The sequence below is a fragment of the Arthrobacter sp. PL16 genome, from assembly GCF_035985055.1.
Classification (GTDB): domain Bacteria; phylum Actinomycetota; class Actinomycetes; order Actinomycetales; family Micrococcaceae; genus Arthrobacter_D; species Arthrobacter_D cheniae.
Genome location: NZ_JAXCIC010000006.1, coordinates 135,194 through 152,566, shown reverse-complemented (window position 1 = coordinate 152,566; position 17,373 = coordinate 135,194). Strand labels below are relative to the sequence as shown.

Annotated in this window: 19 protein-coding genes; 4 read left to right on the top strand and 15 right to left on the bottom strand. The window is 67.8% G+C overall.

Going from position 1 to position 17,373, the window contains the following annotated elements:
- Positions 1 to 19: 19 nt before the first annotated feature.
- From RCH21_RS13190 to RCH21_RS13165, 6 genes are read right to left on the bottom strand one after another with little or no spacing between them, the layout of a single operon-like run.
- Entirely contained in the window at positions 20 to 361 is a 342-nt protein-coding gene (locus RCH21_RS13190) for a hypothetical protein (protein ID WP_326964774.1), read from the bottom strand.
- 28 nt (positions 362 to 389) lie between these two features.
- On the bottom strand, positions 390 to 1,112 hold the full coding sequence (locus RCH21_RS13185; RefSeq protein WP_326964773.1) for an SDR family NAD(P)-dependent oxidoreductase: 723 nt from the start codon (positions 1,110 to 1,112) through the stop codon (positions 390 to 392).
- Positions 1,109 to 1,873, bottom strand: a complete 765-nt coding sequence (locus RCH21_RS13180; protein ID WP_326964772.1) for an SDR family NAD(P)-dependent oxidoreductase — start codon at positions 1,871 to 1,873, stop codon at positions 1,109 to 1,111. The genes RCH21_RS13185 and RCH21_RS13180 overlap by 4 nt, the downstream gene beginning before the upstream one ends.
- Complete coding sequence (locus tag RCH21_RS13175; protein ID WP_120149678.1) at positions 1,860 to 3,248, bottom strand: MFS transporter; 1,389 nt, start codon at positions 3,246 to 3,248, stop codon at positions 1,860 to 1,862. The genes RCH21_RS13180 and RCH21_RS13175 overlap by 14 nt, the downstream gene beginning before the upstream one ends.
- A complete protein-coding gene (locus RCH21_RS13170; RefSeq protein WP_120149677.1) occupies positions 3,248 to 4,135 on the bottom strand; it encodes a polysaccharide deacetylase family protein in 888 nt (295 codons plus the stop codon). The genes RCH21_RS13175 and RCH21_RS13170 overlap by 1 nt, the downstream gene beginning before the upstream one ends.
- 43 nt (positions 4,136 to 4,178) lie before the next feature.
- Positions 4,179 to 5,204 carry an asparaginase gene (locus tag RCH21_RS13165; RefSeq protein WP_326964771.1) on the bottom strand — a complete coding sequence of 342 codons (1,026 nt, stop codon included), beginning with the start codon at positions 5,202 to 5,204 and terminating at the stop codon, positions 4,179 to 4,181.
- Between the two features lie 224 nt (positions 5,205 to 5,428).
- Between RCH21_RS13165 and RCH21_RS13160 the strand changes: the two genes are divergently transcribed.
- The gene (locus RCH21_RS13160) at positions 5,429 to 6,493 is read left to right on the top strand and encodes a LacI family DNA-binding transcriptional regulator (RefSeq protein ID WP_326964770.1); all 1,065 of its coding nucleotides are present in this window, start codon (positions 5,429 to 5,431) and stop codon (positions 6,491 to 6,493) included.
- A 9-nt stretch (positions 6,494 to 6,502) separates the two neighbouring features.
- On the opposite strand, the gene RCH21_RS13155 is transcribed toward RCH21_RS13160, so the two are convergent.
- From RCH21_RS13155 to pxpA, 5 genes are read right to left on the bottom strand one after another with little or no spacing between them, the layout of a single operon-like run.
- On the bottom strand, positions 6,503 to 7,468 hold the full coding sequence (locus tag RCH21_RS13155) for a biotin-dependent carboxyltransferase family protein (RefSeq protein WP_326964769.1): 966 nt from the start codon (positions 7,466 to 7,468) through the stop codon (positions 6,503 to 6,505).
- A complete protein-coding gene (locus RCH21_RS13150; RefSeq protein WP_326964768.1) occupies positions 7,458 to 8,360 on the bottom strand; it encodes a 5-oxoprolinase subunit B family protein in 903 nt (300 codons plus the stop codon). Before RCH21_RS13150 ends, RCH21_RS13155 begins: the two co-directional genes overlap by 11 nt.
- Complete coding sequence (locus RCH21_RS13145) at positions 8,357 to 9,712, bottom strand: acetyl-CoA carboxylase biotin carboxylase subunit (RefSeq protein ID WP_326964767.1); 1,356 nt, start codon at positions 9,710 to 9,712, stop codon at positions 8,357 to 8,359. Before RCH21_RS13145 ends, RCH21_RS13150 begins: the two co-directional genes overlap by 4 nt.
- 2 nt (positions 9,713 to 9,714) lie before the next feature.
- Positions 9,715 to 9,954 carry an acetyl-CoA carboxylase gene (locus tag RCH21_RS13140; RefSeq protein ID WP_326964766.1) on the bottom strand — a complete coding sequence of 80 codons (240 nt, stop codon included), beginning with the start codon at positions 9,952 to 9,954 and terminating at the stop codon, positions 9,715 to 9,717.
- Positions 9,955 to 9,995: 41 nt separating this feature from the next.
- Entirely contained in the window at positions 9,996 to 10,739 is a 744-nt protein-coding gene (gene pxpA, locus RCH21_RS13135; protein ID WP_326964765.1) for a 5-oxoprolinase subunit PxpA, read from the bottom strand.
- A gap of 93 nt (positions 10,740 to 10,832) precedes the next feature.
- Here pxpA and RCH21_RS13130 point away from each other — a divergent pair, with 93 nt between their 5' ends.
- The gene (locus tag RCH21_RS13130; RefSeq protein ID WP_326964764.1) at positions 10,833 to 12,332 is read left to right on the top strand and encodes a PucR family transcriptional regulator; all 1,500 of its coding nucleotides are present in this window, start codon (positions 10,833 to 10,835) and stop codon (positions 12,330 to 12,332) included.
- 290 nt (positions 12,333 to 12,622) lie between these two features.
- Here the strand turns inward: RCH21_RS13130 and RCH21_RS13125 are convergent, their stop codons facing one another.
- Positions 12,623 to 13,531: a pullulanase X25 domain-containing protein gene (locus RCH21_RS13125; RefSeq protein ID WP_326964763.1), complete on the bottom strand. Its 909-nt coding sequence runs from the start codon at positions 13,529 to 13,531 to the stop codon at positions 12,623 to 12,625.
- Between the two features lie 426 nt (positions 13,532 to 13,957).
- On the opposite strand from RCH21_RS13125, the gene RCH21_RS13120 reads away from it, so the two are divergent.
- Together RCH21_RS13120 and RCH21_RS13115 are read left to right on the top strand one after the other, a co-directional pair.
- On the top strand, positions 13,958 to 14,398 hold the full coding sequence (locus tag RCH21_RS13120) for a DoxX family protein (protein WP_326964762.1): 441 nt from the start codon (positions 13,958 to 13,960) through the stop codon (positions 14,396 to 14,398).
- A 113-nt stretch (positions 14,399 to 14,511) separates the two neighbouring features.
- Positions 14,512 to 15,381 carry a Rieske 2Fe-2S domain-containing protein gene (locus RCH21_RS13115; protein ID WP_326964761.1) on the top strand — a complete coding sequence of 290 codons (870 nt, stop codon included), beginning with the start codon at positions 14,512 to 14,514 and terminating at the stop codon, positions 15,379 to 15,381.
- A gap of 104 nt (positions 15,382 to 15,485) precedes the next feature.
- On the opposite strand, the gene RCH21_RS13110 is transcribed toward RCH21_RS13115, so the two are convergent.
- From RCH21_RS13110 to RCH21_RS13100, 3 genes are all read right to left on the bottom strand, one after another.
- Positions 15,486 to 15,941, bottom strand: a complete 456-nt coding sequence (locus tag RCH21_RS13110) for an excalibur calcium-binding domain-containing protein (protein WP_326964760.1) — start codon at positions 15,939 to 15,941, stop codon at positions 15,486 to 15,488.
- 127 nt (positions 15,942 to 16,068) lie between these two features.
- On the bottom strand, positions 16,069 to 16,392 hold the full coding sequence (locus tag RCH21_RS13105) for an NIPSNAP family protein (protein WP_326964759.1): 324 nt from the start codon (positions 16,390 to 16,392) through the stop codon (positions 16,069 to 16,071).
- Between the two features lie 121 nt (positions 16,393 to 16,513).
- Positions 16,514 to 17,302 carry a nitrilase-related carbon-nitrogen hydrolase gene (locus RCH21_RS13100; RefSeq protein ID WP_326964758.1) on the bottom strand — a complete coding sequence of 263 codons (789 nt, stop codon included), beginning with the start codon at positions 17,300 to 17,302 and terminating at the stop codon, positions 16,514 to 16,516.
- Positions 17,303 to 17,373: the final 71 nt, after the last annotated feature.

The following is a 17,373-nucleotide window of genomic DNA, read 5'->3' as shown; positions in this document are numbered from 1 at the left end:
TCGGGACCCCCGGTGACCGTCAACGGGCGCGGGCCGAAAGTCCTGCGCGCAGCACTCGATCAGCGAGCGGAGTTGCGGCCGGCAGCCCACGGGCGATCCGCCGGGCAAGATCCGATAACGCCCCGGGAGCAACGACGTCGTGCAGCACGCGCCAGAGGTCCTCGATCGTGTCGCACGGGGTACTCCTGCCCGTACGCCCTGCGAGGACGAATCCGTCTCCGCTGACACGGGCGGTCGGAGCGCCGGGCAACCCGCTCGTGACGGCATTGACGATCTGCGCCACGACGAGGAGGTCCCGGGTGCGGCGCACGGGACCGAGCGTCGGATCTGCGACGACGGTCCGGCCGCATGCGCCGCACATCAGCGCCGTCCGTTCCCGGAGGCGCCCGTCACTGCATCACATCGCCCGAGTTGGGCCCGAGGGTCTGCCCCACGAACAGGTTGCCCCCGGGATCGCTCGCCAGGAGGAGCGCCGTGGGCGCAACCTCCGCGGGCACGCCGAAACGACGCAGCGGCAACTCCGCACGCTTCGCGACCTTCCAGTCCTCGGAGATGCCGTCGACGAGCGGCGTCTCGATGGGACCGGGTGCGATGCAGTTGGCCAGCACGTTGTCGGCCGAGACTTCGAGCGCAAGCGCCTTGGTCATCCCGATCACACCGGCCTTCGCGGCGGTGTAGTGGGCGAGGCCCACGCCGCCCTTGATGCCCAGCTGGGAGGAGATGTTGATGATCCGCCCCCAGCGCTGGTCCCGCATCGGGCCGATCACCTCCCTGCAGCAGAGGAAGATTCCCGTGAGGTCGACGGCGATGGTCTCGCTCCACAGCGCGAGGGACATGTCCTCGAGCCGCGATTCCGTGAGCAGGCCGGCGCTGTTGACCAGGACGTCGATGGTTCCGGTGCGCTCCCGGACCGCTGCGAAGGCGGCCCGGACGCTTTCCTCGCTGGCGACGTCGACCTCGATGATGCCGGACCCGGGCGTCCGGTCCAGCACCACCACGGTGTCACCCTGGGCGGAGAACCCCTCGGCGATGGCCGCACCGATTCCGCTGGCGCCCCCCGTGACGACGACGGTGCGAGGGCCACCGACGCCGCGCGCGCCGCCCGGAGTCATGCGCGCATCTTGATGGTCAGGCCGCCGTCCACGATGAGGGACTGCCCCGTGACGTACCGGGAGGCATCCGAGGTCAGGAACCCGATCACGTCGGCGACCTCCTCCGGCCGGCCCACTCGCCCCCACGGGATGTCCTTCCCCGCCCGCTCGAGCCCCTCGGGCCCCAGCGAGTTGACGGGGTCCAGCGACTGCGGTGTCTCGATGAGGCCGGGAATTACCGCGTTGGCCCGGATCTGTCGCGGCCCGAGTTCGGAGGCAACGCTGCGGACGAGTCCGAGGACACCGGACTTCGCCGCCGCATAGTGCGCGTGCTCCTCCCAGCCGTAGACGCCGCCGGCTATCGAGGAGACGGCTACCAGAGCGCCGGGACCGTCCATCCGTTGCGAGGCGGAGCGGAGCGTGCGCAGGACTCCCGTCAGGTCGACGTCGAGCATTGCCGTCCAGAGGTCGTCCGTCAGCTCGTTCAGCGGCGCGTTGCGGAGGATTCCCGCATTGGCGATCGCGTAGTCGAGCCGGCCGTACTCATCCAGTGCGCGCTGCGCGAAGGCATCGACGGAGGACGAGGAGCGGACGTCGACTTCCTGGATGACTGCCTCGCCTCCCGCGGCCCGCACGCCGGACAGAGTCTCCTCCGGATCGTGCGGGTCGCCGGGGAAGGTCCCGATGACGGTCTTCACGTTCCTGCCGGCATAGTGGACGGCGAGCGCGCGGCCGATTCCGCTGGCCGCTCCTGTCACGATCGCGACCTCAGACTGCGGCATGGGGTTCCTCGAGAGCCACCGCCGCGACGGGGCGTGCGGCGATCATCAGGACTCCCGAGAGCAGGGTGCCCAGGGCGCCCACCCACAGTGCGGCTGCACCGGTACCAGCGGCAGCGGCGATGATCGTGAACAGCGCGCCGCCGATGATGGTGCCCGGCTGGCTCATGGCTCCGATGAAGGCGAGGCCCGTGGCCCGGCAGCTCACCGGGTAGCACTCGGCCATGAAGTACTGGATGGCCGCGTACGGGCCGACCAGGAAGAACAGGCCGGTGCCGTAGGTGAGGATGATCAGGAACGGGCTCGAGACGAGGGGGCTCAGCATCACGGCGAAGGACAGGCCCGAGATGATCCACCCGACGATAATGGTCCTCTTGCGTCCCACCTTGTCGCCGATCCACCCGTGGAAGACGTAGCCGAAGTAGGCGAGGAGGTTGATGACGATCAGCATCCAGAACGCATCGGACAGCTGGACGCCCTTGGCGTTCGCGAGGACCGAGGTGCCGAGGACGCTGAAGATCGCGATGCCGAAGAAGTTGAGGATCCAGGCGAGGGAGAAGACGATCGTGTTGCGGCGGAACTCGCCTTCCCAGATGCGCTTGAGCGGCGACGTCGAGGAGTGCTCGACGCCGTAGGCGGCTGCGAGCGCGTGGGCTTCGTCGCTCTTGCCGCCCTTCTCCAGTTGGGTGAGGCGCTGGTGCAGCTCGAACTGCGGGGTCTCCTTCAGCTTCTTGCTGATGAGCAGCACGATGATGATGGCCGGGATGGTGGCCATGAGGTACAGGGCGCGCCAGCCGAGGAGCGGCAGGAACACGAGGGCGAGGGCGCTCGCCAGGAGGAAGCCCAGCGGCCAGCCGCCCTGGATGAAGGAGTAGTGGAAGCCCGGGCGCTTGCGCTTCCGTTCGTCCTCCGTGACCTGGTAGACCTCGTTCATGTAGGTCGCGTTGACGGCCTGCTCGGAGAAGCCCAGCCCGCCGAAGGACCGCACGAAGACGAGAAGCGAGTTGCTGATGACGCCGAGCCCGGCGGGAATGAAGGCGGTGACGCCCGAGACGACGGCGGTGCCGCCGACGGTGAGCATCATCCCCTTCTTGCGGCCGAGGCGGTCGATCACCGGTCCGATACCGAAGCAGACGATTGCGGTACCGACGGCGATCCAGGTGTTGACCGCGTAGGCCTCCGGGGCGGTCCAGCCGAATTCCTCCTGCATGGCCGGCAGCAGGGTGCCGAACAGTCCGTAGTCGAAGACCGCCACGGTCCAGGCGAGCAGGGCGAGGACGGTCGCCGTGCTGGTCTTCTTCTTCGAGAACACCGGGAAGTTGCGTTGCTCGTTACTCGTCGGTGTCGACAGGTCGACACCCGCCTCTTTGATGGACATCAGTTGGTTTCCTTTCGGGGACTACGCGCCAGGAACGAGTCGGCGATCTGGTCGAAGGTGTGCCAGGTGACACCTTCGTGTGAGTTGAAGTGCTGGATCAGGCGCTCGAGCATGAGCAGTACCTGTGGTCTGCCCGAGACGTCCGGGTGGATGGTCATGGTGAAGACGGCGGAGTCCATCTCGGCGTAGACCCAGTCGAACTGGTCCCGCCACATCTGCTCGATGTCCCGCGGATTGACGAAACCGTGCGAGTTCGGGGAGGCCTTGATGAACATCATGGGAGGCAGGTCGTCGAGGTACCAGTTCGCGGGGATCTCCACGAGATCCGTCTCCTGGCCGCGTACGAGGGGCTTCATCCAGGCCTCGGCGGGCTTGGTGTAGTCGATCTTCGTCCAGCTGTCCCCGACCCTCACGTAGTAGGGCTCGAAGTCGTTGTGCATGAGTGAGTGGTCGTACTTGATGCCTCGCTCGAGGAGGATCTCGTTGGTGATGGGCGAGAACTCCCACCACGGGGCCACATAGCCCGTGGGCCGGCGGCCGGACACCTTCTCGATGAGCTCGATCGACCTGTCGAGGATCGCCGTCTCCTGCTCGCGGGTCATGGCGATCGGGTTCTCGTGGGAATAGCCATGGACGCCGATCTCATGACCGGCGTCGACGATCATCCTCGTGAGATCGGGGAAGGTCTCGAGCGAGTGCCCCGGGACGAACCAGGTCGACGGCAGTGAGTACTTCTCGAACAGGCGCAGGATCCGTGGACCTCCCACGTCCCCGCTGAAAAGCCCTCGGGAGATGTCACACGGGGAATCCTCTCCGCCGTACGAGCCGAGCATTCCGGCAACTGCGTCGACGTCGACGCCGAAGGCGATCTGGATGTCCTTCGTCATGGGTCAGCCTTTCCATAGTGGGGTGGGGAGGGTTCGGGGCAGGTCATGGTGGCCCGGACGGGTCACCGGTGAGGCGACCACGTCGCAGCACGTGGTGGGCTATGTCTTCCGGTGGGAGTTCGAGGGCGAGCAGCGCGTGGAGCAGGGTCCGCGCCTGGGACGGGCGGAGCAGTCCGGACGGGATCGCGCCGGCGTCCTCGAGCGTCCTGCCGCCGCCCGCTCCGTACACGCCACGCACGGGTCCAGCGTGGACGCGGGTGCTCGTGATGACGACGACGCCGTCGCGCACCGCCCCGCGTACTGCCTCGCACAGTTCGGCGTTCGCGTTGCCCAGCCCGGTGGCTTCGAGGACGATGCCCCGGGCTCCGGCGGCCAGCGCCGCCGAGAAGAGGGCTGCATCAGCACCGGGGTAGCAGGCGACGATGTCCACGCGGGTGGATGCTCCGCTCGGAGGCGTCCCGAGCGGGGCCAGGCGTGCGGGGGCCGGCTCCAGTGCTGTGACGCCGGCGGTCGACACCGATCCGACCGCTCCACGATCAGGATTACCGAACGCGCGCAACCTGGTCGTCTGGGTCTTCCTGGTGCCGGGGACGGTATGCACCTCTCCGTCGAACACGATGAGCGCACCCCTGCCCCTGGCATCGGGTGACACCGCGAGCGCGATCGCGGCACGAAGGTTCGAGGGGCCGTCCGGGTCGGTGCTGTCGGCTGCGTTCTGCGCTCCGGTGAACACGACCGGTCGTGGGTCGTCGTGGAGGAGATCCACGAGGTAGGCCGTCTCCTCCATCGTGTCCGTCCCGTGCGTGACGACGACGCCGAGCGTGGTTGTCGATGCAAGGGCCGCCTGGATGGCCCGGCGTACGGTCAGCATGTCGTCGAAGGTGAGCAGGTACGAGCCCTTCTGCATCAGGTCCACGACCTCCACGGCGATGTCGCTCAGCCCTGCCGATGCGAGCACGGCACTTCCCGCGTCGGCGGCTACGGTGGCACCCGCCGTGGAGTCCGTGCGGGAGGCGATCGTGCCGCCGGTGGCGAGCAGTGTGACCTGTCCGGTTGTCGTCGTCCCCATGCGCGTTGCCTCCTACCCAATCGTTTGGGTTGCCGTGGGGACCCCATCCCGCGAAGGGAAGGTAACCGGGTTTCTGCAAGGCGAACCAAGAGAGTGCCTTACGCAACCCAATCGTTTGGGTTGCGTGAGAAAAACCATAGGATGTGACTTGGGTCTCGTCAATGGATCCTGCGAGATTTCATGCGGCTGAAACAATTTCGCTGCGGACAGGGGGAGGGGACAGCATGAAAGCACCTGGCAAAAGGCGCCCGGCAGTCACGCTGAAGGACCTCGCCGCGGAGTTGGGAATCCATGTCTCCACCGTCTCCCGGGTGCTGCATTCCGACACGGACGTGGCACGGGGAGCCGCGTCGAAGGAGACCGCACGCCGTGTGCGCGAACTGGCGGAATTCCGCGGCTACTCTCCTGATCCCCACGCGACGAGTCTCCGGACACGCCGTACGCGGGCCATCGGCGTCATCGTGCCCAGGCTCTCCGACATCGTTTTGGCTACCATGTACGAGGGTGTGGAGGAGGCTGCCGCGGAGAGCAACCACTCCACCTTCGTGATGAACTCCCACGATGACCTCGACGAGCAGCGGCGCAAGGCCGAGATCATGCTCGCCCGCCGGGTCGACGGCCTGATCCTCGGGGACGTGCACGCGGGCAGCAGCCTCGTCGACGACCTGACGGCCCGCCATGTGCCCTTCGTCCTCATGAACCGCCGCTACTCCGGATTCCCCTCCTCCACGTGCGATGACACGGCCGGGGGGCGCCTGGTGGCCGACCACCTGTGGGCCGCGGGACACCGGTCCGTCGCCATCATCGCGGGTGAGCTCTACGCGAGCACGGGAGTGGACCGGACGGCAGGCTTCATCGAGCGCTGGCGTGCGCTTGGGGGAGAGGTTCCGGCGCACCGCATCCTGCCGTCGCGCTTCGACACCGAGGGTGGTCGGCAGGCAGGCGAGGAACTCGTTCGCGGCATAGGCGGCGTCCCGACCGCCGTGTTCGCCGTCAACGACTTCGCGGCCATCGGAGCCATGGGTGCCTTCCGGGCAGCCGGCCTCGTGGTCGGACAGGACGTCGCCGTCGTCGGCTTCAACGACACGTCGCTGGCCGCGCAACTCCCCATCCCCCTGACGTCGGTGCGCTCGCCCATGGTCGAGATCGGGCGCACAGCGGTCGCGATGCTCCGGCGCGTGATGAACGGCGAGGACGTGGAGTCGGTGCGTCATCCGCCCGAGTTGATCGTGCGCGAGAGCAGTGAGGGCGTCGGTGTCACGGCGGCCCGCACTGCCCACGCCGGCTGAGCGCCGACCTCATTCCCATACCGACCGCCGGATTCTCGCCGCGTCGGCGCGTGCGGTGAGCGCCTGGTCCATGGTCACCGGCTCGAAATGGGTCACGGTACCCGGTGCGCTGCGGGCGACGACGTCCATGTCCGCGCTGATGACCGTCGCGACCATGGCGTACCCGCCGCCGGAGACCGCGTCGCGGTGCAGCACGATGGGCTCCTTGCCGCCGGGAACCTGGATGGACCCGATCGCGTACCCGGCGTCCACGATGTTCGACGGATCGGACCCGGCGCCGAAGGGCTGCGTGCGCGGCTTCCACTCGATGTCGGGTCCGGAGTAGCGCAGGCCGGTCCGGTCGGCCACGGGGGTCAGTTTCCACGAGGCGGTCACCAGCGTCTCCATGCCCTCCGCCGTGAGGCGATGGTCGTACAACCCCGGCATGATGCGCACCGACACCTCCCGCGCATAGGCGGGTCGCAGCTCGTCCGGGATCGAGTCCAGCCTGCGGGAGGCCGACGTCGGCGCTGGACCCACGGGGACGACGTCGCCGGCCTTGAGCGTCCGGCCCTGGAATCCCCCGAGTGCGCCGAGTGCATAGGTGCTGCGGCTTCCCAGGACGAGCGGCACGTCGATGCCGCCCTGGACCGCGATGTAGTAGCGCGTCCCGCCGGACAGCATGCCGAAGGACACCTCGTCCCCGGCCGCGAGGGACAGCCGCGTCCACTGGTCCGCCGTCGTGCCGTTGACACGCACCTCCACGGGCGCGCCGGTGACGGCGATGACGGCGTCGGCGTCGGTCGTGAACTTCGGCCCGAGGTACGCGCACTCCAGCACCGCGTCCGTGGCCGCGTTGCCGGTGAGGGCGTTCGCCATGGAGGCGGAGAGCTGGTCCATCGCACCGCCCTGCGGGATGCCTACGTTGTAGTAGCCGAGCCGTCCCTGGTCCTGGACCGAGGTGGCGAGGCCGGGTTCGAGGATGCTAAAGGCCATTGAGCGTCTCCATGATGTCCCGGTTGTGGGCGGTCGGGTCGGCCAGGGCCTTCTGCAGATCGAAGGTGACCGGAGCCTGGCGATAGGTGAACGTACCGGCGTCGACCTCGGCCTGGATGGCCTTGTACTCGTCCTCGTCGATGGGCTTGAACTTCACGATGTCCCCGGGTTTGAAGAAGATCATGAAGTCCGAGAAGTCGGCGAGTTTCTGGGCCGGATCGAAGATCGGCGCGGCGGCGATGCCGAACATCTGGTACCCGCCGGCGCCCCGGACGGAGTAGATGCAGGCGAAGCATCCTCCGTGCCCGACGGTCAGCGGTGGTGTGTCCGTCCGCGGGCTCAGGTACTTCGGCACCTCGAGCTGCTCCTCCTGCGGAACGATCTGGAACATGAAGGGCAGCCCTGCGACGAAGCCGACCATGGACACCAGCCAGGGGGATTCGTGATGCCGGCGGATGAACTCCTGGGGCGATGCCAGCCCGTTCTCCTGGGCCGCGAAATCCAGGTCGGTCCCCTCCGGGCGCTGGTGGCCCTTGCGGAAGCGGGCACCGGTCTCGCGGGTGTAGGGGTCGTCGTACCAGACGGGGATCTCGATGATGCGGGTTTCCAGTGTCTGCTCGCTCAGCCGGGCCACCTCCTCCTCGGCTTTCCGCACGAGGGCCTCCAGCTGATCCGGCGGAACGACATCGGGATCGAAGCGCACCAGGAGGGATGCGTTCGCGGGGCAGATGTCGGTGACGCCGTCGATGGCCTGCGCCGAGAGCCTGGTGGCCATGGCGTTCGCGGTGAAGTTGGCGGTGAGGCTCATGCTCTCGGCGATCTCGACGAAGAGGAATTCGTCGCCGCCCCAGGTATAGCGGGCGGGGGCTGGTGTATGGGTCGACTGGCTCATGCGTCAGCTCCGAGGAGATCGGGGGTGGATTCGATGAACTTGGAGTGGTGCGTCACGTCCCGCACCTCCGGCCGGCGGAGGACTGTCGAGAGCAGCGCGAGGGTGGTCTTCACACCCTCGATCCTTACCTCGTCCAGTGCACGTGCCGAGCGCTCGATAGCCTCCGGACGGCTTTGGTCCCACACCACCAGCTTGGCGAGCAGCGAGTCGTAGAACGGGGCGACGGCGGATCCTGCGACCACGCCGGAATCGACCCGGATGCCGGGGCCTCCGGGCCAGTCGAGGCGTGCCAGGGTGCCGGGGCTGGGCATGAAGCCCTGCGACGGGTCCTCGGCGTTGATGCGGAATTCGAAGGCATGGCCGCGGAACCCGATGTCCTCCTGCTGCAGCCGGAGCTTCCCGGTGGCGGCCACGAGCAGTTGCTCGCGCACCAGGTCGAGGCCCGTGACCATCTCCGTCACGGGATGCTCCACCTGGAGCCGGGTATTCATCTCGATGAACGCGGCCTGTTCCCGCTCCGGGTCGTAGAGGAACTCGATGGTGCCGAGTCCGGAGTAGCTGCACTGACGCCCGAGCTCCATGGAGGAGGCCCAGATCGTCTGCCGGACCGCATCGGGCAGCTGCGGAGCGGGAGCTTCCTCAATGATCTTCTGCTGGCGGCGCTGGAGCGAGCAGTCCCGGTCGCCGAGGTGGATCACCCGTTCGCCGTCCCCGAGGATCTGTACCTCCACGTGCCGCGCGCGGTGCACGAACTGCTCGAGGTAGACGGCGGGATCGCCGAAGGCGGCCTGGGCTTCCGCCCGGGCGACGTCGATGGTCTGGAGGAGGTCCGACTCATCGGTCACCAGGCGGATGCCCCGCCCTCCACCGCCTGCAGAAGCCTTGACCACCAACGGGTACCCGATGGCTCGGGCCAGCGGAAGGGCGTCGGCCTCCGGGTCCAGCGCGCCGTCGCTTCCCGGGAGCGTGGGGACGCCTGCATCCTGCGCAGCCTGCCGGGCCCTGGACTTGTTGCCCATCAGCTCGATGGCGTCGGGGGAGGGGCCCACCCAGGTGATGCCCGCGTCGACGACCGAGCGGGCGAAGCGGGCATTCTCCGAGAGGAAGCCGTAGCCGGGATGGAGCGCGTCGCATCCGGACGCGTCTGCGGCTGCGAGCACCGCGGCCCCATCGAGATAGCTCTTCGCGGCCGGGGCCGGGCCCACGACGCGTACCTCGTCGGCGAGTGAGGCCGCGTAGGATCCGGCGTCGGGCTCACTCGCGACAAGGACCGTCTCCATTCCCAGTTCCCGTGCCGCGCGAATGATCCGCACCGCGATCTCGCCGCGGTTGGCGATCAGCAACCGTTCCATGGTCAGCCCTCCGTGACCGTGGCGATCACGTCGCCAGGATTCACCGTTCCGGAGTCCTCGACGGCGAAGCTCGCCAGCGTGCCGGAGACGTCGCTGCGGATCTCGGAGAACTGCTTCATGATCTCCACGACGCCGATGGTCTGGCCGGCCTCGATGGGATCACCCTCGTTGGCGTACGGGTCCTTGTCCGGACCGGGCTTGCGGTAGAAGATGCCTGGCAGTGGGGAGACGATGTCGGCCACGGGGGTCCTTTCGGGAGGGCGGTGAGGAGGATGGGCGTGGATCAGGGTGCACCGAGGGCGGAGCGTACTGCTGCCGCCACCTCGGGTGAGTTGGGGGCGTCCGAGTGGACGCAGACGCTGTCGAACGGGATGGCGAGGAGCGTTCCGTCGGAGGCTTCGACGTGTCCGTCCGCCAGGGCACGGGCCACCCGCCGTCCTGCTGCTGCCGGATCGGTCGGTTCGGGGCGGCGCTGGATGAGGAGTTCCCCCGCCGGACCGTAGTTGAGGTCCACGTAGAGTTCGGCGACGAAGGGCACGCCCAGCTCCTCGCACACGGTCTGGTGCGCCGTACCGGCGATGCCGTAGACGGGGACGCCGAACAGCAGCGCCACCCTGGCCGCACTCCTCATCAGCTCGGCATCACGGGCCAGCATCCCGTACAGGGATCCATGGGGCTTGATGTGATTGAGGTCGGCTCCGGCCCACTTCAGGAAGGCGGTCAGTGCTCCGACCTGGTAGAGGATCAGGTGCTCGACCTCCTGCGGCGTCAGCTTCATCTCGCGTCGTCCGAAGCCCACGAGGTCGGGGAGTCCGGGGTGGGCGCCGATCAGCACGCCCTTCTCGTGGGCGGCAGCGACGGTGTCGGCCATCGTGTCAGGGTCGCCCGAGTGGAAGCCGCAGGCCACGTTGATGGCATCCACGGTGTCCAGGAGCGCGAGGTCGTTGCCGAAGGAGTGGAGCCCGAGGGACTCGCCCATGTCCGAGTTGATGGTCGGCGTCCCGCGCCGCTCTGTGACGTGCGTCATGCGTCAACAATAATGAGCGATCCGTGACCTATATAGTGGGCCCCTGCCCTTGCTTCCTGGCCTCGACAGGGCATCCGCACATAGGAGAATCCCATGATCGTCGCCGATCTGCTGGCAGCCGACACCCTGCAGCTGCGCCTCCACACGCCGTCGTCGGCCGACCGGCTCGGCTGGGACATCAGCTGGTGCGCGCCTGCCGAGACCATCGATCCGACCCCCTTCCTCAGCGACAACGTCCTGCTCCTGACCAACGGGATCGGGCTGAACATCGAGGACCAGAGGACGTGGACCGCGTACGTCGAGCGGCTCGTCCGGGTGCGGGTGGCCGCCATCGCCTTCGGAACCGGGACGGCGCACCGGCTCATCCCGCCCGGACTGGTGCAGGCTGCCTCGGCCCTCGACGTGCCGCTGCTCGAGATACCGCGGTCGGTGCCGTTCCTGCAGGTCCACAGGCACGTGACCAACGTCCTGCAGGTGGAGCGCTATACGGCGGTCAACCGCTCCTGGGAGCTGGCCCAGGAGTGCGCCCAGCTCGCCGCATCAGGGTCCCACCTGCAGGTCATCCTCGACGCCGCCTCCCAGGCGGTCGAGGGCGACCTCGCGATCGTCGACGCGGCAGGATCGGTCATCGCACGATCGCCGGCTGCAGCGACCTGGTCGGAATCAGACCTCGCCGACGTACCCGTGGAAGCCGGTCACGGCAGCATCCCCTTGCCGATGGGAACGGGTGATTCGTTCCAGCTGATCGTGCGGAACGCGGTATCCGACCACCCGGCGTCGACCCTGCTCGCTCCAGCGGCATCCATCATCGCGGTGCAGCTCCAGACGGCCCTGCACACCACCACGCACAAGGAACGCGAACTCGAGGTGCTGCTGGACCAGGTCCCCGATTGGGCGGGGGTGGCCCTCGAGGAATTCACCGCATCCTTCCGGGCGACGGGGCTTGACGTACACGGGCCCACGCTCGTGCTCGCCGCCACCACGGGCCGCAGGAACCTCGCCAACGCGTGGCGCATCCGCCTGCTGCTGCAGGCCCGGTTCGGGGATGTCCGGGTCCAGCTGCGCTCCGGAATCCTCTATGCCTTCGCCCAGGGGCCGCTCGACGGCGTCGGCCCGGACCGCGCGGCGGAGCGGTTCCTCACGGCGTGCGTGCGGGACCTTCCGGATCAGGCCCTCGTGGTCAAGGGACCCTGCCACACCATCGACGAGCTGCGGCTCGGCATCCACCAGGCGGGCACCATGGTCGGCACCGTCCGGAAGCCCCAGCGGGCCCCCGACCTGGGGATACGCGCCCTGATCGCCTCTACCGCGTCGTCGGGCGCCCGGGTCGCCGCGCACAAGCTGCTGGCGCCGGTCATCGCCTACGACGAGGTGCACTCCATCGACCTGGTCCGGACGCTGGAGGCCTTCCTCGGCAACGATGCCCAGCCGGGCCGGACCGCCGCATCCCTCTTCATCCACCGCAACACGCTGGCCCAACGGCTGGCGAAGCTGGAGGGGCTCCTGCAGCTCTCGCTCACATCCCTCGAGGGGCAGGCGACCTGCCTCATGGCGCTGCAGATCCTGCGCTCGCAGGCTTCGCCGGCCCTGTGAGGCGGGCCTTGTTCGAGGACTCGTTCGCGGGCCTGTGGACCCCGGAGCTGTCGCGCCGGCTTTGATGGCCGCACCTGTCGGCGGTCCGCGTGCGGCCGAAGCCCGGTGATCTGGACCAGCCCACTTTGGAGTGCGACTGAGTGGGCATGTTCGAACATGCCCACTCAGTCGCAGTTGATAGTGGGACCGACCGTCGTCGAGCCCGCGATTCGACGCCGGCAGGTGGCAGGGAGCGACGACGGCCCCGCCGGCTGCCGGTCAGGACAGGGGGCGGGGCCGGGGATCGGGACCTAGGAGGTCGTGATGTCCTTCGTTGCGAAGTCGAACCGGACGGTGACGGCCGTGTCCAGGAGCAGTTGCAGCTCGTGGTTGGCGCCGTCGCGCACGCCGTAGCGGCCGTAGTTCTCGTCCCAGGAGTTGTTGACCAGGATCTTGAACTGGTAGGTCCCCGCAGGCATCTGCAGGGTCTGCTTCCAGCTGTTGTCACCGGCGTCGTAGGAGAGCTGGAGTTCGCGGAGGTCGGTGGACCAGTGCCCGGCCTCACCGAACAGCGGATCGAAGTCGCCGGACAGGGCGACCGACTGCGGCTGGTCGTGCCACGCGTCGGCGCTCGCGGCAACATCAGTCGTCTCATCGGATGAAGCTTCGGATGGTCCGTCGGTCGTGCCGAAGGACATCTCGTCGGATGTTTCGTCCGACGCCGCATCCGTTTCGGACGTGACCTCGAGGGTCGGCGTGACATCCGGGGGAGTCGGGTCCTCCGCCGGGATGGCCTGGGCCTCCTCGCCGAGCTGCTCGGGTGCCAGCGGTGCGTGTGCGGGGGCCTCGACCGGCTGGTCGGGCACGGGTGCGCCGCTGATCATGGCGTTGACGAACTGGTCGGGATCGGTGAAGGCGCGGACGGCGCGCACTCCCTCTTCCGTGGCTGCCCAGCCGTTGCGGCTCTTCAGGAGCCAGCCTGCCTTGACGAGTTTCGACGTCGCAGTGGTGAGGGCCTTGTACCCGCGGGGAACACCGCCGGCGAGGAGCTCGGCTTCCTTGTCGTCGAAGGGAACTTCCGCCACGGCCTGGGACATCAGTTCACCGGGTGCGACGGCGGTGCCGGACTCCTGGTGATCGGCGAGCAGTGCGAGGGTGGTGCGGAGGCGGACATTGGTGCGGTTGCGGGCGGTGATAACGGTCTCCTTCGTGGGCTTCATACGGCGCTCCGCCGTCCAGCATGCTCGAGCGGGCGTACGCCTGGTGGATCACTCCCCGGGGCGGGTCCTACCCTCGTAGGGCTACGGGTGCACAGGCTGGAACGGCGGCATTCTGATTTTATCGAAGGGTTCGGCCCGATACCGCCAGACTTCCCCGCATGACGCAACCTGGCGCCTAAAAAGATGGACGCGGAACGGTGCGGTGGCAGCAGTGGTCGATCGTGGCATGGTGCATTCCCCCTGGAACGACGGCCCCGGTGGCGCCGCGTACCAGCTGACCGCAGTCCAGTCAGCTGGTGCAACAGTAGGAGAACACTGGAGTTCTGTCCCCCCGATCGAATACCCGAGTTTTCGGGGGGACTACCTGATCGTGCCACCTGTTCGTGCATGGCAGGACACCACGGACACGGTGCTAGGCTCCGCCGGATGACGTCTCCTGCGCGCACCTCCCTGCCCCGCAGCGTCGCGCGCGTGGTGCTCGGAGCCTTCCTCCTCTTCGCCGGCACCGCCCACCTGACGGTTGCGCGAGCCGAATTCGCCGCGCAGGTTCCTGGCTGGCTGCCACTGGACAGCGACGGCGTTGTGGTGGCCTCCGGCGTCGTCGAGCTGGTGCTCGGCGCAGCGCTGGTCTTCCTCGGCCAGCACCGCGTGATGGTGGGCTGGGTGGTCGCCGCGTTCTTCGTCGCGATCTTCCCGGGCAACATCGCCCAGTACGTCGACGGCGTCAGCGCCTTCGGACTCGATACCGACGGCGCCCGCCTCACCCGTCTCTTCTTCCAGCCGGTCCTGGTCGTGTGGGCGCTGTGGTCGACAGGCGCATGGCGGGACCGGACGGCGCTGCGGGATCGGACGGCGCTGCGGAGCTAGAGCAAGAGGGCTGAGTTCCGCGCAGGAGACCGACCACCAGCACGAATTCGTCAGTATGCTTCGGACAACAGCCGGTGGCGCCTGCCGCCTCATCTGCGACTTCGGGAGAACCCATGAAGACCTTGCGTCCACTGCAGACCATCGAGAAGCTCGAGAATGCTGCCGCGCTCGACCCGATCGCCAACAAGGCCCGTGATATCGTCCAGGCCGTCATCAGGCCTGGAGCCCTCCGGGACATCCTGCACGGCGTACCCATCGGACACCCGCTGCATCCCCTGATGATCCTCGTCCCGACGGGCACCTGGTTCTCCGCGGCGATCCTCGACGCGATTCCCGGCTCGAAGAAGGCGTCGGCGATCCTCATCGGCACCGGTGTGGCGAGTGCCGCCCCCACGGCCCTGGCCGGCTGGACCGACTGGTCCGAGGGTCAGCAGCAGCAGTTGCGCGTCGGGATCGTCCACGCCTCCGCGAACGTCATCGCCGTCGTCCTGTACTCGCTGTCGCTCATTCAGCGCCTGCGCGGCAAGTCCGGCAAACTGCTCTCCTATACGGGACTCGTCGTCGTCTCCGCTGGTGGTTTCCTCGGTGGCCACATGTCCTACAGGCAGGCGCTCGGCGCGAACCACAACGAGGACGTCCCGCACCGGGTGGCGGCGGGCTGGCACTCGATCGGTGCGCTCGCCGATCTGCCCGACGGCAAGCTCGAGAAGAGGGTGCTGGGTGAGGTGCCGCTCGTCGTCTTCCGGCAGGGCAGCGAGGTCTCCGTGCTATCGAATACCTGCAGCCACCTGTCCGGTCCGCTGAATGAAGGCGAGATCACCTACAAGGACGGCAATCCGTGCGTTGTGTGCCCCTGGCACCAGAGCGGCTTCTCGCTGAAGACCGGTGAGGTGGTGCAGGGGCCGGCGACGTCGCCGCAGCACTCCTTCATCACGCGCGTCGTGGCAGGCACGGTCGAGGTCTCGCTGCCCAACGCGGGTTGATCAAAACTGCCGGAGGTTCCGACAGGACTCCGCAGCGCTACCACCGTCGAACAGCAGGAGGGCCCGGCATCCCAGATGCCGGGCCCTCCTGCTGTTCATCGGGATCAGCTGGTGGTCGCTACCCGACGCCGCACGACGTACGCTCCGCCGAGTACCGCGAGGACCAGGCCGCCACCGAGTGCGAGGGCACCGGAGTCGTCTCCCTGAGGAGTCTGCGCGACACCGGTGTCGGCGCCACCAACAGGCATCTGGCCCATCTGCGGGGGCTGGGGCGCGACCGGGGGCTGGGGCGCGACGGGCGGCATGTTCTCGGCAACGATGCGATCGACGATGCTCGCGTCGTACGCGGGTGTCCCCGCTGCGTCGCACCCGAAGCCGTCCTTGTCGGCGTCGAGACCCGGCTGGTAACCGGGGGTACCGATCGGGATGTTGAAGACGCCGACGTTGGCTGCCTCCGTGCAGTTGTTGAACGGGAGTCCGACGGCGAGTGCGGGTGATGCGGACAGGATGGACATGCCGGCTACGGCTGCGGTGGCTAGGGCGATCGAGGACTTCTTCATTGAATACTCCTGAGACTCTGTAGGTGCTGGTCTGCCGACCGTATGGCGTGGCAGGAGCCTGTGGAGCAACAGTCGCGGATGAAAGAATAAGTTGCGTTGCGCAACTATGTGCCCTATCGCGCGGGCGCTACTTCGCCTCGGCGAGCGGATAGAGGTCGGTTGCCTCGAGCAGCACGGCCTCGATCTTCGCCGTCAGGGAGCCCTCCGTCTCGGACGCCGCCTTCGTATCGATCCAGCGCTGATCGGTACCGAAGGCCTTCCAGTTCGCCTTCGGGTCGCCGTCGTGCTCGAGGAGGTAGATGAGGACCTCGGGGCTGCCGACCGGCGTCCAGTAGCCGAGGCTCTTCATGTTGTGCTCGATGAACAGGTTGATGGTGTGGTCGCGGAACCGTGCCATGAGCGCGTCCATCTTGCCGGGGGTGGCGGTGTAGGTGCGGAGTTCGTAGGTCATGAAGGGCTCCCGTGTGGTCGGAGGGCTGTAGTGGTCACGCCAAGCATAGGAGGAGCGACTCCAGGCAGGAGGGCACTGAGGGGACGCGCATGAATTCCGCAAGGGGAGCGGGGCTGGAAGGCTAGGCGAAAAGGCCCGGGCGACGGCAGGTCAGATAGGTGTTGAGCTCCCGGGCGCGCACGACCTCCGCCTGGTCCACGTCGGCGAACAGGAGTTCCTCGCCGTGACCCGCCAGCCCGAGGAACGTCCCGTAGGGGCTGGTGATGGTGCTCATCCCCGTGAAGTCCGGGGCCGTGTGGTTCGCGTACGCGATGTAGACGCCGTTCTCGAGGGCCCGGGCCGGCACCAGGATCGTCGAGATGCGCTCAGCGTTGTAGGTGTGCTCGGGTGCCCGCCCCCCGACGTCGCCCGTTGCAGGTACAGCCGTCGGAATGAGGAGTACGTCCGCGCCACGCTGCGCCGCGCTCCGCGCGAATTCCGGGAACTCGATGTCGTAGCAGATGGCGAGCGCGACGGTCAGGCCCAGGAGGGGAACAAGTTCCGGGAGGTCGTTCCCCGGGGAGAAGGCTGCCTGTTCCTCCGCCCCGAAGAGGTGCGCCTTCCGGTATCGGGTCAGTTCCGTTCCCTGCCGATCGAACAGCGAGGCGCTGATGTACCGGCCGTCCGCGGCGTCGTCGACCGTCGATCCGACCAGCGCGATACCGTGCCGTCGCGCGATGTCCGAGAGTTCGGTTCGGATTCCGGGCCCGTCGGACCCGGCTACCAGCGCAGGAGCATAGCCCATGGCGAAGAGTTCGGGCGTCACGAGGATCTCCGCACCGTGGTCCGCCACGCGCGCGGCATAGGCGTCGAGGCGGCGCAGGTTCCCGTCCACGTCGTCGACCACGCCGAGGGCCTGCAATACAGCCAAACCGGGCACTTCTACTCCCATCAGCGCGGTCGTGAACGCTCAATTTCCGGCGCAGTTTCCATGTGCGCCAA